Source organism: Pseudomonas sp. AAC (assembly GCF_000725445.1).
GTDB classification, from domain to species: domain Bacteria; phylum Pseudomonadota; class Gammaproteobacteria; order Pseudomonadales; family Pseudomonadaceae; genus Pseudomonas; species Pseudomonas citronellolis.
In genome coordinates this window covers 1-14,205 of the sequence record NZ_KL647094.1, presented here as the reverse complement: position 1 = coordinate 14,205, position 14,205 = coordinate 1, and the positions used below count along the sequence as shown (strand labels likewise).

The 14,205-nt window shown below is 71.3% G+C and carries 8 protein-coding genes; all 8 read right to left on the bottom strand.

From position 1 onward, the window contains the following. Position 1: 1 nt before the first annotated feature. On the bottom strand, positions 2 to 1,231 hold the full coding sequence (locus tag FG99_RS00040) for a zinc-dependent alcohol dehydrogenase (protein WP_043266425.1): 1,230 nt from the start codon (positions 1,229 to 1,231) through the stop codon (positions 2 to 4). 59 nt (positions 1,232 to 1,290) lie between these two features. Continuing rightward, positions 1,291 to 1,704 carry a CBS domain-containing protein gene (locus FG99_RS00035; RefSeq protein ID WP_043266424.1) on the bottom strand — a complete coding sequence of 138 codons (414 nt, stop codon included), beginning with the start codon at positions 1,702 to 1,704 and terminating at the stop codon, positions 1,291 to 1,293. 1,285 nt (positions 1,705 to 2,989) lie between these two features. Next, positions 2,990 to 5,128, bottom strand: a complete 2,139-nt coding sequence (gene glgX, locus FG99_RS00030) for a glycogen debranching protein GlgX (RefSeq protein ID WP_043266422.1) — start codon at positions 5,126 to 5,128, stop codon at positions 2,990 to 2,992. A 44-nt stretch (positions 5,129 to 5,172) separates the two neighbouring features. After that, positions 5,173 to 5,418, bottom strand: coding sequence for a DUF2934 domain-containing protein (locus FG99_RS00025; protein WP_009619832.1), 246 nt, complete (start codon positions 5,416 to 5,418; stop codon positions 5,173 to 5,175). After that, on the bottom strand, positions 5,415 to 8,165 hold the full coding sequence (gene treY / locus FG99_RS00020; protein ID WP_043266419.1) for a malto-oligosyltrehalose synthase: 2,751 nt from the start codon (positions 8,163 to 8,165) through the stop codon (positions 5,415 to 5,417). The genes FG99_RS00025 and treY overlap by 4 nt, the downstream gene beginning before the upstream one ends. Then, positions 8,162 to 10,198 carry a 4-alpha-glucanotransferase gene (malQ, locus tag FG99_RS00015; RefSeq protein WP_043266417.1) on the bottom strand — a complete coding sequence of 679 codons (2,037 nt, stop codon included), beginning with the start codon at positions 10,196 to 10,198 and terminating at the stop codon, positions 8,162 to 8,164. Before malQ ends, treY begins: the two co-directional genes overlap by 4 nt. Next, positions 10,195 to 11,928: a malto-oligosyltrehalose trehalohydrolase gene (gene treZ, locus FG99_RS00010; protein WP_043266415.1), complete on the bottom strand. Its 1,734-nt coding sequence runs from the start codon at positions 11,926 to 11,928 to the stop codon at positions 10,195 to 10,197. The genes malQ and treZ overlap by 4 nt, the downstream gene beginning before the upstream one ends. Further along, entirely contained in the window at positions 11,925 to 13,457 is a 1,533-nt protein-coding gene (gene glgA, locus FG99_RS00005; RefSeq protein WP_043266414.1) for a glycogen synthase GlgA, read from the bottom strand. Before glgA ends, treZ begins: the two co-directional genes overlap by 4 nt. Positions 13,458 to 14,205 lie beyond the last annotated feature (748 nt).

Below are 14,205 nucleotides of genomic sequence, written 5' to 3'. Positions count from 1 at the left end.
GTCACTCCGCGGCGGGCGGCGCCGGCGGGCGGACGTGTTCCTCGTCGCCCTCGGCGGCATGTTGGCGCTGCGGCTGCAGCTCCACCTTCACCCAGCCGGTCTGGCGCTGGTCGAAGGCCTCGAAGGCCTCGAAGGCGGCGATGGCGTCGCTGATGGGCTTGACCTGGGTGAGCACCTTGGCCGGGTCGATGCGCCCGCTGAGCACCAGTTCGATCAGTTGCGGGATGTACTTGCGGTGGTGGCAGTTGCCCATCTTCAGCGTCAGGTTGCGGTTCATCGCCACGCCGATGGGGAAGGTCCGCGAGTCCGGCCCGTATACGCCGATGATGCCCAGGGTGCCGGCCTTGGCCAGCCCGGCCACCGCCCAGTCGAGCACCTGGGCCGGCGCGTTGCCCGGCGTCCAGGGCGTCTCGTGGCCTGCGCCGGGGGCCGGGGTGACTTCGCCGTGGCTGCGCTCGGCGTCCACCCCGACGGCGTCGATGGCGCGGTCCACGCCGATGCCGTCGGTGAGCCAGAGCAGCGCCTGCACCGGGTCCTCGCGTTCGAAGTCGATGACCTCCGCGCCCTGCTGGCGGGCCATGTGCAGGCGGTCGGGGTGGCGGTCGACGGCGAACACCCGCGCGGCGCCCTTGAGCAGCGCGCTGGCGATGGCGAACTGGCCCACCGGGCCGCAGCCGAACACCGCCACGGTGTCGCCGATGCCCACCTCGGCCAGCTCGGCGCCGAACCAGCCGGTGGGGAAGATGTCCGAGAGCAGGATCGCCTGGTCGTCGCCGATCTGCGAGGGCAGGCGGATCAGCCCGATGTTGGCGTAGGGGATGCGCGCCTTCTCGGCCTGCAGCCCGTGGAAGGCGCCGTTGGCCTCGGGGCCGCCGAAGAAGGCGGTGCCGGCGCGCTGGCCGCCGGGGTTAGCGAGGTCGCACTGGGCGTAGTAGCCGGCGCGGCAGTACACGCAGTTGCCGCAGGCGATGGTGGAGGGGATCACCACCCGGTCGCCCACCTGCAGGTTGCGCACCTCGTCGCCCAGCTCCTCGACTATGCCCACGCCTTCGTGGCCGAGGATGGTGCCGGGCTTCATGCCGCCCACGCTGCCGCGCACGAAGTGCAGGTCGGTGCCGCAGATCGCCGAGGCGGTGAGGCGCACGATGGCGTCGTTGGGCTGGCGCAGCGTCGGCTCCGGGACCTCGTCCAGGCGGATGTCGCCGACATCGTGGAATACCACAGCTTTCATGTCGTTCTCCCCGCTATCCGGCCGGCCACGGCCCGGGCGGCGCCGTGGCCAGGGGAAGCTCAGTGGGCCTGGGCCACGCCGCGCAGCACGGTGTCGCTGGCCTTGGCATCGCGGCAGGCGGCGATGTTGCCGAGGGAGACCACGCCCACCAGGCGCTTCTCGCGGCTGAGCACCGGCAGCCGGCGCATCTGGATCTGCGCCATGTTGCTGGCCACGTGCTGCACGTCCTCGTCCTCGAAGCAGTAGTGGATGTCGCCGCTCATCACCCGCGACACCGGGGTATCCACGCCCAGGCCGGCGGCCACCGCGCGGATGACGATGTCGCGGTCGGTGACCATGCCCACCAGGCGGTCGCCGTCGTTGACCAGCAGCGCGCCGCTGTCGATCCGCGCCATGGCCGCGGCCGCCTGGTGCAGCGGGGTGTCGGGGGCGGTGGTCTGGACGTTGCGCGTCATGATTTCGCTGATTTTCATGCTGTCCTCCGTAGCGGTTGCGGTTGGGGCGCCTTCGCGGACGCCTATAGCTTCCGACTGGGCGGTGGGGGCACCGTTCAGGTGGATTTCATGGATTGTTTGGGGGCGGGGTGGAATGGGCGGATTACGCAGCGTCAGCCTGCGAGTCCAATCGCGGCGTGTCTTGCGAAGTGCTTTTCGTAGGATGGGTTGAGCTTGCGAAACCCATGCTGCCGTGGTGATGGGTATCGCTTCGCTCAACCCATCCTACGGGTGTGTTTGTCGGGGAGGTAGGTGCCGGGGTCAAGAGCACCCTCTCCCCAGCCCTCTCCCGCAAGCGGGAGAGGGGGCCATTCGTGCCACCGGGGTGTCCGGCGTGGCCGGTGAATCCAATCGCGGGCAAGGTCCGCTCCTCCGCCCGAACTTCCCTGTAACCGTAGGAGCAACTGTCTTTCAGGCTGCGCCGAGGCGCTTTTCGTAGGATGGGTTGAGCTTGCGAAACCCATGCTGCCGTGGTGATGGGTATCGCTTCGCTCAACCCATCCTACGGGTGTGTTTGTCGGGGAGGTAGGTGCCGGGGTCAAGAGCACCCTCTCCCCAGCCCTCTCCCGCAAGCGGGAGAGGGGGCCATTCGTGCCACCGGGGTGTCCGGCGTGGCCGGTGAATCCAATCGCGGACAAGGTCCGCTCCTACGCCCGAACTTCCCTGTAACCGTAGGAGCAACTGTCTTTCAGGCTGCGCCGAGGCGCTTTTCGTAGGATGGGTTGAGCCTTGGCGAAACCCATGCGGTCGTGGCGATGGGTATCGCTTCGCTCAACGCCATCCTACGAAAAGCTGTGCTTCCTGGAATCGTAGGAGCGGACCTTGTCCGCGATTCGGACTTCCAGAGAAATAGCCGAGCGCACCGGAACGCCCCTTCAGCAGGCCGAGCGAAACCGGCGCTCAGGAGGTCATGCGACATGGATGTCGCGAGAGCCCCGATGGGCTACAGGGACGTACGCTCGGGGGGGGACGCCTAGTTCGGGCCTCCGTGGCGGGGAGTTCGCGAGGGTAGCCCGGCTCCATCGGGCCCGTATGGCGGGGCAAGCCTTTTTGGTTCCTTTTTGCGGGGGTGGCCTTCCACCGTTTGACAAAAGGGACTCGCCCGAGGGGGCGAAACAAGAAACATCAACGCACTCGGAGCGGCGCGCTACACCGAGCCCCCAAGCCACTGGGTTCCGCGTTCGCGGGAATGACGAGGAGTGGACGGTAAAGGTTCGCGAGCAAGCTCGCTCCTACGAGGGGCAGGAGAGCCCTCGCGGCTCCTTCAGCCATCCCCATCCTTGCGCAACACGAACAACGCCAACGACCTCGCCCCCATCTCGAAGGCCGCATCGAACCCGTGCACCAGCCCGTCGTCCAGCGCCGGCGGATCGGCCATGGTGTCCAGCAGGCACTGCCAGTCGCGCCCCTGGGCCACGCCGGGCAGCTGGAACTGCAGCGCCTCATGGTGGGCATTGAGCAACAGCAGCAGGGTGGCATCGGCGCCGCTGCGGCGGATGCCGGTGGGCTGCGCGCGGCCGTCGAGGAGCATGCCCAGGCAGCGGGCCTGGGGCGTTTCCCAGTCCTCCTGGGTCATCTCGCGGCCGTCGGGGGCCAGCCAGGTCACGTCCTTCACCCCCAGCTCGGCGTTGTACTCGCCGACCAGGAAGCGCCCGCGGCGCAGGATCGGGTAGCGCCGCCGCAGGCGGATCAGGTAGCGGGTGAAGGCCAGCAGCTGGCGGCCCTCGTCGTCGAGGTTCCAGTCGATCCAGCCCAGTTCGTTGTCCTGGCAGTAGACGTTGTTGTTGCCCTGCTGGGTGCGGCTGAACTCGTCGCCGGCCAGCAGCATGGGGGTGCCCTGGGACAGCAGCAGGGTGGCCATCAGGTTGCACATCTGCCGCAGGCGCAGCCGGCGGATCGCCGCATCGCCCGTGGGGCCTTCCTCGCCGTGGTTCCAGGAGCGGTTGTTGTCGTGGCCGTCGCGGTTGTCCTCGCCGTTGGCCTCGTTGTGCTTGTGGTCGTAGGACACCACGTCGCGCAGGGTGAAGCCGTCATGGGCGGTGATGAAGTTGACCGAGGCGTAGGGCCGCCGGCCGCGGTGGTTGTACAGGTCGCCGGAGGCGGTGAGGCGCCGCGCCAGGTCCGGCAGTTGGCCCTCGTCGCCGCGCCAGTAGCTGCGCACGGTGTCGCGGAAGCGGTCGTTCCACTCCACCCAGCCGGGCGGGAAGCGGCCCACCTGGTAGCCGCCGGGGCCGCAGTCCCAGGGTTCGGCGATCAGCTTGCGGTGGCTGAGCACCGGATCCTGGCGGCAGGCCACCAGGAAGCTGTGGCGCTCGTCGAAGCCTTCGGCGTAGCGGCCGAGGATGGAGGCCAGGTCGAAGCGGAAGCCGTCCACGCGCATTTCCGTGGCCCAGTAGCGCAGCGAGTCGGTGACCATCTGCAGCACGCAGGGGTGGCTGAGGTCGAGGGTGTTGCCGGTGCCGGAGTCGTTGACGTAGTAGCGCCGGTCGTCGGCCTGCAGGCGGTAGTAGGAGACGTTGTCGATGCCGCGCATGCTCAGCGTCGGGCCCAGTTCGTTGCCCTCGGCGGTGTGGTTGTAGACCACGTCTAGGATCAGCTCGATGCCGGCGTCGTGCAGGTGCGCGACCATCTCCTTGAACTCGTTGACATGGCCGCTGGCCAGGTAGCGGGCGTGGGGCGCGAAGAAGGCGATGCTGTTGTAGCCCCAGTAGTTGCTCATGCCCTTTTCCAGCAGGTGCTTGTCGTCGACGAAGCCGTGCACCGGCAGCAGTTCCAGGCTGCTGATGCCCAGGTGGCGCAGGTGCCCGAGCAGCTCGGCGTTCATCAGCCCGGCGCAGGTGCCGCGCAGGCGCTCGGGCACCGCCGGGTGGCGCATGCTGATGCCGCGCAGGTGCGCCTCGTAGATCAGCGTCTCGTCCCAGGGGATGCGGGTGAACTGCTGCTCGCCCCAGGTGAAGGCCGGGTCGATGACCTTGCACCTGGGCACGAAGGGCGCGCTGTCGCGGGTGTCGAAGCTCAGGTCCGCGTCGGCCGAGCCGATGGTGTAGCCGAACAGCGCCTCGGACCAGCGCAGCTGGCCCACCAGTTGGCGGGCGTAGGGGTCGATCAGCAGCTTGTTGGGGTTGAAACGGTGCCCGGCGTCCGGTTCGAAGGGGCCGTGCACGCGGTAGCCGTAGATCTGCCCGGGGTGGGCGTCGGGCAGGTAGCCGTGCCAGATCTCGTCGCTGTACTCGGGCAGCTCGATGCGTTCCAGTTCGCGCTTGCCGCTGGCGTCGAACAGGCACAGTTCGACGCGGGTGGCATGGGCCGAGAACAGGGCGAAGTTGACGCCCAGGCCGTCCCAGGTGGCGCCTAGGGGGAAGGGGCGACCCTCGGTGACTCGCGAGTGCGAGCGTTTGCTCATGGGGGGTTCCTCTGCTGGCCGGTGGTTCGGGGCGGATGCATGGATCAGCCCTCGTCAGGGCGCTCGGGATCGGCGGCGGGCAGCTTGCCCTTGCGCCGTGGCGGTTTCTGCAGCAGCGCCGGTTTCTCCGGCGGTTCGCCAGGAGGCTCGCGCTGGGCGAGCTGTGCCTGCTCGGCCTCGGCCAGGCTGCGGGCCATGCGCCAGTGGCGCTCGGCCTGGCCTTCGGGGCGGCCCTCGGATTCCCATATCTGGTGGGCCAGTTCGCGGACGCGCGCTTCGTCGATCTTCATGGGCTTGCCTCCTGGTGCTCGTCGACGCTGATCAGCAGGTTGACCGGCAGTTCGCCCAGCACTTCGGCCACCGCCAGTTCGCCGTGGTCGTCCCGGTGCCCGGCGGCCAGGCCCTGCCATTGGCGGCCGGCCAGTTCGGCGGGCAGGCGCATTCGGGTGTCGCCCCAGCGTTCGGGCGGCACCTGCGGCCTGTCTTCCAGCAGGCCCGCGCACAGCCGCGGCACCAGCACCAGCAGGTGCCGGCCGGCCTGGCTGCGCAGGAAGCCGAAAAGGCAATCGGCGTGCTCGCCGTGCAGTTCGAGCGGCTGGTAGCTGCCCTGGCTGAACAGCTGCGGCCAGCGCCGGCGCAGTTGCAGGGCCTGGCGCAGCAGGGCCTGCTTGATGCGTCCGTCGCGCCAGTGCTGCAGCAGCTGCGGCCAGTCCGGCTGCGCCTGCAGGGCGGCCTGGCGCCGGGCGTAGTCCGGCGTGCGGCGGTTGTCCGGGTCCACCAGGCTGAAGTCCCAGAACTCGCAGCCCTGGTACAGGTCCGGCACGCCCGGGGTGGTGCAGCGCAGCAGGCACTGCGCCAGGCCGTTGAGGGCGCCGGCGGGCATCAGCGCCCGGGCCGCCGCGGCAATGGCCTGGCGCAGCGCCTGGCCGGCGGGTTGCAGGAGCAGGGCGTCGAGGAAGTCCGCGCAGGCGCTTTCATAGGCCTGCACCGGCGCGCTCCAGTCGGTTTCCAGCTTGGCTTCGCGCAGGGCCTTGAGTTGCCATTGAGCGATGCGCGCGTGGTAGGCGCGCAGCCCCTCGGCGTCGTCTTCCGCCAGGTCGTGGGGCCAGCTGGCCAGCAGGCACTGGTAGAGGATCAGTTCGTCGCCGCCGCTGGGCGCGTGGGGCGTTTCGGGGTGGCGCAGGGTCGCGGCCAGGGGCCGCCACTGCGCCACCTGCTCGGCGAACCAGGGCGCGCGCTCGCTCAGCGCGGCCAGGCGGGCGCGGCAGTCCTCGCCGCGCTTGTGGTCGTGGGTGGCGGTGGCCAGCAGGGCGCGGGGGAACTGGGCCAGGCGCGCCTGGCAGGCGGCGTGGAAGTCCGCCGGCGGGGCCGCCAGGCGCTGCGGGTCGAAGCCCACGTCGTTGCGCCCCAGGGCCGCGGCGTGGCGGTAGCAGGCGGTGTCTTCCAGGGCCTTGGCGGCGATGGGCGGGGTCAGCTGCTGGAAGCGCGCCAGCACCTGCCGGCGCTTCTGCCGCAGCGGCCCGGGCGGCACCGCGCGCAGCGGCTCGCCGCCCAGCACCCGGTCGAGCCAGGCCAGGGTGCGGCGGTCGTGCTCGTCCAGCCGTTCGGCCGCCAGCGCGCGGGCCTGTTCGAAGTAGCGCCGGTCCTGCGCGGAGCGGCCGCAGGCGCCGGCGTAGCTGCGGTACACCGGAAAGGCCCGCAGCAGCTGGAACAGCGCGCGGCGGATGGAGCCCAGCGGCAGGTCGCGGCTGGCCAGGTCGGTGCGCGCCAGTTGCCAGAGCTGCTGGGCCATGCCTTCGAGGTCGCCGGCGAAGGCGCCGCGCAGCACCCATTCGCGGGCCGCCAGGCGCTCTTCGTCGAAGCCCTGGCGGCGGCCACTGGCCTGCTCCCAGAGCGCGCGCAGGGGGATTTCGCCGCGCGGGTCGTGCTGCAGCAGCGACACCTGGTTCATGAAGTCGTAGCCGCTGGTGCCGTCCGCCTGCCAGTCCGCCGGCAGGTGTTCGCCGGGGGCGAGGATCTTTTCCACGTACAGCGGCGCGGCGCCGTCGCAAAAGGCGCGGCGCAGGCGCCGGCAGTAGCCGCGCGGGTCGGCCAGGCCGTCGACGTGGTCGATGCGCAGGCCATCCACCAGGCCTTCCCGCATCAGTTGCAGGAGGTAGGCGTGGCAGGCGCCGAACACGTCCGGCAGCTCCACGCGCAGGCCGACCAGTTCGTTGATGTCGAAGAAGCGCCGCCAGTTGATGTCGTCGGCCGCCACCCGCCAGTTGGCCAGGCGGTAGTGCTGGTGTTCCAGCAGGCGGTGCAGGGGGCGCCAGTCCTGGCCTTCGGTCACCCGGTAGAAGCCCAGCAGGCGTTCGCGCAGGGCCGCATCGCCCAGCAGCGCGGCCAGGCGCCGGCACAGGGCTGTGGCGAGCACGCGGGCCTGGGGGGGGCCGCGCAGCTCGGCGAAGCGCGGCGCCAGTTCGTACAGCGGGCCCTGTTCGGCGTGCACCAGGATCATGCCGTAGCTGGCCGGGCACACCGGGAAGCAGTGCTCGCCATAGTGCAGCTGGAAGCAGCCGGCGTGCTCGGCGAAGCCCAGGCGGATGCGCCCGGCCTGCAGCTCGTCGAGGTAATCACCGCCCAGGCAGGGCAGCAGCACCTGGCGGTCCAGCAGCGGGTCGTCGCTGCGCCAGTGGATGTCGAAGAAGTGCGCGTAGGGGCTGGCCAGGCCCCACTTGAGCACGTCCTGCCACCAGGGGTTGGCCTGGCCGATGCGCATGTGGTTGGCCACGCTGTCGACGATCAGCCCCATGCCGCGCAGGCGCAGGCCGCCGACCAGCCGGCGCAGGGCCGCCTCGCCGCCCAGCTCGGGGTTGATGCGGGTGGGGTCGACCACGTCGTAGCCGTGGCCGGAGCCGGGCTGGGCGGTGAGCAGCGGCGAGGCGTAGAGGTGGCTGATGCCCAGCTCGGCGAAGTAGTCCAGCCAGGGCAGGGCGTCGTCCAGGGTGAAGTCGCGGTTGAACTGCAGGCGCAGGGTGGCGCGTATGGCGTTCATCGCTCGCCCTCCCGGCGCGCCTGGTCCAGCCGCTGCAGGCGCGCGTCCACCGCGGGGATGTCGAGCATCTGCCCGGCCTGCGCCGGGTAGCGCCGGCGCCAGTTCGGGTGTTCGTCGCCGGGGCCGGGCAGGTTGGGCTGCTCGACGCTGCCCAGGGCGTCCTCAAGGGGCAGCAGCACCAGCGGCGCGGGGGTGCGGCCGACGAACTCGATGGCGCCGTCGAGCGCTTCGCCGCCGATGCCGTCCTCGCCCAGCGCCCGGGCCAGGCCCTGGACCTCGCGCTGGCGCTCCTCGCGGTCCTGCCGGGCCTGCTCCCCGCTGCGCTGGCCCAGGCGTTCGCGCCAGTCGATGTCGTGGCCCTGGCGCCAGCCTTCGAGGCTCGGCAGGTCGTGGGTGCTGGTGGTGGCCAGGGCCTCGGCGGACCACTGCCGCGCGGCGTGGAAGTGGCCGCCGGCCTGTTCGAAGAGCAGCACCCGCATGCCCAGGATGCCGTGTTCGGCGAGGCGCTCGCGCAGGCCCTCGGGAATGGTGCCGAGGTCTTCGCCGACGATCAGCGCCCGCGCCTGCCAGGCTTCCAGGCAGATGAGCCGGAGCAGGTCGTCCAGCGGGTATTCCAGGTAGGCGCCGGCCTGCGGCGGCGCGCCCTCGGGGATCACCCAGAGGCGGCGCAGCCCCAGCACGTGGTCGATGCGCAGGCCGCCGGGGTAGCGCAGGTTGGCCCGCAGCATCTCGATGAAGGCGCGGTAGCCGTGCAGGCGCAGGCCGTGGGGCGAGAAGGCGCAGATGCCCCAGTTCTGCCCGGCGCGGTTGAGCACGTCGGGCGGGGCGCCGACGCTGACCCCGGCCAGCAGTTCGTCCTGGCGCATCCAGGCCTGGCTGCCGCGCGGGTCGGCGCCCACCGCAAGGTCGGCGATCAGGCCGATGCCCATGCCGGCCTCGCGCGCGGCCCGTTGGGTGTGTTGCAGGCTGCGCGCCAGCAGCCACTGGCAGAACTGCTGGAAGTCGATTTCCTCCGGCTGTTCGAGCAGGAACCGGCGCACGCCCTCGGCCTCCGGGCGGCCATAGGCCGCCGGCCAGTGGCGCCAGTCCAGGCCGTCGCCGGCTTCGTCGCGCCGGCGTTGCAGGGCCTGGAAACAGCAGTGCTGCAGCAGGGCCTCGCCGCCGTCGCGGCGGAAGCGCTGGAAGTCGCGGCGCAGGCCGGCGTCGGCCCGGGCGAAGCTGGCGTGCAGCTGGCGCAGCAGGCGTTCGCGGGCCCGGGCGCTGCCTGGCCAGTCCACCAGGGGCAGGCTTTCCAGTTCGTGCAGTTCCCCGGCGAGCCCGGCCTCGGCGATGGCCCGGTCCACCGCGGCCTGGCCGAACACCTGGCGCGGCGCGGCGTGCAGTTCGTTGAAGAACAGCCGGCTGGACGGCGAGTAGGGGCTGTAGGCCTGGCGGGCGGCGGCGAACATGGCGTGCAGCGGGCTGATGGCCAGGGCGTCGGCGCCCTTGGCGGCGGCGCTGCGGGCCAGGGCCTCCAGCGCGGCGAGGTCGCCCAGGCCGCCGTCGCCGGGCTCGCGCAGGGCGTACAGCTGCGCCGCCAGGCCCCAGGCGCGCCGGCGCCCGCCGCACAGTTCCGGCACCTGGGGGCAGCGCGGCGGGGCGACGGCCAGGCTCAGCTCGCGCTCGGCCAGTTGCAGGCGGTAGTAGCCGCATTGCGCCAGCGGGGGCAGGGCGGTGGCTTCGTCCAGGCGTCCTTCGATGTCTTCGCCGCGCTCGGGGATCAGCCGGAAGGCCTCGTTGGGCCTGGCCAGGCGGTCCAGCTGCAGCGGCCGGCCCTGGTCGAGGGTCAGCAGCGACGGCGGCGCGGCGCGCTCCTGGCGCACCAGGGCGAGGCTCTGGCGCAGCTGTTCGGGGCTCTGCGCCGGCAGCCCCAGGGCCTCCAGCACCTGGCGCAACACGTCGGGGCCGGCCTGCTGCGGGCGGTTGTCGGCGTCCACCCAGTCGGGCTTCAGGCCCACTTCGCCGGCCAGGTCGCGCAGCAGCGCATCGCTCATGGGCTTTCCTCCAGGCTCAGGGCCAGGCTGCCGGGGGCGAGCCGGCCGGCGCGGTAGTCGGCGACTTCCTGGCCTTCGCAGAAGAGAATCTGCGCCTGCGCCGCCGGCGCTTCGACGAAGACTTGCTCGCCGCCCAGGTTGAGTTCGATGCGCCACAGGCTGCCATCGCCCAGGCGCCAGCGCGCGCTGACCGCCGCCTCGCCCAGGGGCACCGCGCCCAGCGCGCGGGTGCCGCCCAGGCGCGGGATGAGCCAGGCGTGGCGCAGCTCCAGCAGGCGCCGGTAGTGGGCGCGCCAGTTGCCGTCGGCATGCTCCGGGCGCGGCCGCGAGGCGACGAAGGTCTCGTAGTCGTTGGGCTCGGGGATGGCGCCGGAGAAGCGGCCGAAGGCGGCGAACTCCTGGCGCCGCCCGTCGCTGACCGCCTTGGCCAGCTCGCCCTGGTAGTCGGTGAAATACAGGAAGGGGTTGCGCTCGCCCCATTCCTCGCCCATGAACAGCATCGGCACCATGGGCGCCAGCAGCACCAGGGCCACCGCCACGCGCAGGCGCTCGGGGCGGCTCAGGGCGACCAGGCGCTCGCCCAGGGCGCGGTTGCCGACCTGGTCGTGGTTCTGCAGGAAGGCCACGAAGGCCAGCGGCGAGAGGTCCGCGCTGGGCTCGCCGCGCGCCCGCCCGCGATGGTCGCGCTGGCCCTGGAAGACGAAGCCTTCGCCCAGGCAGGCGCACAGCTTGGCGGTGGTGGCCTCGGCGTAGTCGGCGTAGTAGCCCTCGCGCTCGCCGGTCAGCAGGTGGTGCAGCACGTGGTGCAGGTCGTCGTTCCACTGGGCGTCGAAGCCCTTGCGCAGCAGGCTCGCCTGGTTGTCCTCGTTCTCCAGCACCAGGTGCAGGTGGCGGCCCTGGGCGGCGGCGCGGGCGCGCCCGGCCAGCTCGACCAGGAAATCCTTGTCGGCGATGGCGTGCACGGCGTCCAGGCGCAGGCCGTCGACGCGGTAGTCGCGCACCCACATCTCGGCGTTGCCGATGAAGAACTCGCGCACCGCCGGGCGGGCGAAGTCGATGGCGTGGCCCCAGGGCGTGGGCTGCTTGCCGAAGAAGCCCGAGGCGTACTCGCCCAGGTAGTTGCCCTGGGGGCCGAAGTGGTTGTAGACCACGTCGACGAAGACCATCAGGCCCAGCAGGTGGGCCTGGTCGATCAGCCGCTTGAGGTTTTCCGGCGTGCCGTAGGCCGCGGCCGGGGCGTAGGGCAGCACGCCGTCGTAGCCCCAGTTGCGGCGCCCGGGGAAGGCGCCCAGCGGCATCAGCTCGATGGCGGTGACGCCCAGCTCGACCAGGCCCGGGAGGAAGTCGAGCAGGGCGGTGAAGCCGTCGAACAGGCCCACGTGCAGTTCGTAGAGCACCGTCTCGTGCCAGGGCCGGCCGCGCCATTCGCGGCTCTGCCAGGCGTAGGCGGTGTGGTCGAGCACCAGGCTGTCGGCTTCCACGCCGCCGGCCTGGGCCCGCGAGGCCGGGTCGGCCAGCGACAGGCGCTCGTCGATGCAGAAGCGGTAGGCGCTGCCGGCCGCGCAGGGGATTTCCAGGCTGTACCAGCCGTCGTCCAGGGCCTGCATGGGCAAGCGGCTGCCGTCGCCCAGCTGCAGGTCCACCCGGCGCGCGTCCGGCGCCCAGAGGGCGAAGCGCGTCAGCCCGTCGGGCTGCGGCAGGGCGCCGGCGCGGGGCAGTTGGCGGCTCATCGGCGCACGCTCGCGGGCAGCTCCGCGAGCAGGTCGCGGTACAGCCGGGTGTAGGGACGGGCCGCCTCGCTCCAGTAGGGCGGGGCCTCCATGGCCTTGCAGCGCATGGCGTTGAGCAGCTCGGGGTAGCGGTAGATGTTCAGCGCGCGCTGCACCGCTTCGAAGTAGCTGTCCGCGTCGCCCTCGCGGAACAGCAGGCCGGTGACGCCGTCGACGATGGTGTCGGCCAGGCCGCCGGTGCAGCGGGCGATGGGCAGCGAGCCGAAGCGCTGGGCGTACATCTGGCTCAGCCCGCAGGGTTCGTAGCGCGAGGGCATCAGCAGGAAGTCGCTGGCGGCGTAGATGCGCCGCGCCTGGGTTTCGTCGAAGCCGATGCGCACGCCCACGCGGCCGGGGTAGCGCTCGGCCAGCCGGGCCATGGCCTGCTCCAGCGGCGGCTCGCCGCGGCCGATCGCCACCAGGCGGCCGCCGGCCTCGATCATGCGGTCGGCGATGGCCAGGGTCAGGTCGATGCCTTTCTGCTGCACCAGGCGCGAGACCACGGCGAACAGCGGGCCGCGCCCGGGCAGCAGGCCGAAGCTGCGCTCGACGTACTCGGCGTTGCGCCGCTTGCCCTGCAGGTGGCGGGCGTCGAAGCGCGCGACGAGGTGCGGGTCGCTGCGCGCGTCCCAGCTGGCGTCGATGCCGTGGGTGATGCCGCTGAGGCGGCCCTCGCGGTGGCGCTGGGCGAGCACGCCCTGCAGGCCGCAGCCGAAGGTTTCGCCGGTGATCTCGCGGGCGTAGGTCTCGCTGACGGTGGTGATGTGGCTGGCATGGTTGAGGCCGGCCTTGAGGAACGACAGCCGGCCGTAGAATTCCATGCTCTCCGGCAGCCCGGCGTGCTCGGGCAGGCCCAGCTCGGCGCAGCAGCCCAGCGGGCAGGCGCCCTGGTAGCCGAGGTTGTGGATGGTCAGCAGGCTGGGCGTGGCCTGGCCGCGCCAGGCCATGTAGGCCGGGGCCAGGGCGCTGGGCCAGTCGTTGACGTGGAGCAGCTCGGGGCACCAGCCGGGGGTGGCCAGCCCTGCGGCCAGGTCGGCGGCGGCCAGGCTCAGGCGGGCGAAGCGGATGTGGTTGTCCGGCCATTCGTTGCCGGCCTCGTCGCCGTAGGGGGTGCCGTCGCGGTCGTAGAGTTCGGGGCAGATCACCACGTAGACGCGCAGGCCGTCGTCCAGCTGCAGTTCGCCGATGTCGCAGGGCGGCAGCGCCGCCAGCCCCGGCAGGTGGCCGACCACCTTGCAGGCCACCGCGCCCTTGAGCACCTGGCGGTAGCCGGGCACCAGCACGCGGATGTCGTGCTCGGCCAGCAGCGCCCGCGGCAGGGCCGCGGAAACGTCGCCCAGGCCGCCGGCCTTGACGAAGTCGGTGAGCTCCGATGTGACGAAGAGGATCCGCCTGCGGCGCCTGGGCGCGACTTCCGCCGTGAGGGAAAACGGTGGCAGCTCGGGTGGGCAGGGGTCTTCCAGGCGCGCATCGGCCAGCAGGTTTTGCATCTTCCGCTTCCTCTTTGCAGTGGGCCGGGCAGTCCTGCCGGCCGCATGGGGTGGTCGCCTTCGCGGGCGACCTCTTCCGGGGGACCGGAACGCACGGCGCGAAGTTTCGATTTTCTGCCGGGGTAGGCCGGCGGGGCATGGGGGTAGCCATTCTTTCGGTCTATCTATTGCGCAAGAGCGGAAAGCAGGCTCCGTACCAGGCGGTGCGCCTGTGCTAGGTCGTTGATTCGAAAGGGTAAAGAGAGGGTTTGATGGCGTTGTGATGCGGGCGTGTTGCACGACCCAGGTGGAGGCGCCGCGCATTTTGCAGGGGGGATGGAGGGGCTTGTGGTCCGTAGGAGCCGGTTGCTTCGACCTGGGTGTTTCTGCGCCGCTCCGGGTTTGCCCGACCGTCTTGTTTCGCCCCCTCGGGCGAGTCCCTTTTGTCAAACGCCACAAAAGGAACCAAAAAGGCTTGCCCCGACATACGGGCCCGATGGAGCCGGGCTACCCTCGCGAATTCCCCCGCCACGGAGGCCCGCCCCGAGGGTACGTCCCTGTAGCCCATCGGGGCTCTCGCGACATCCATGTCGCATGACCTCCTGAGCGCGGGTTTCGCTCGGCCTTCTGAAGGGGCGTTTCGGAGTGCGCGGAGGTTTCTCTGGAAGTCCAAAAGCAAGAGCGAATGCGCATTTGTTTTTTCGTAGGAGCGAGCTTGCTCGCGAACTGGCTGGTGGCATCTGCGCGCCGGTTCAACGCCGCCCCTCTC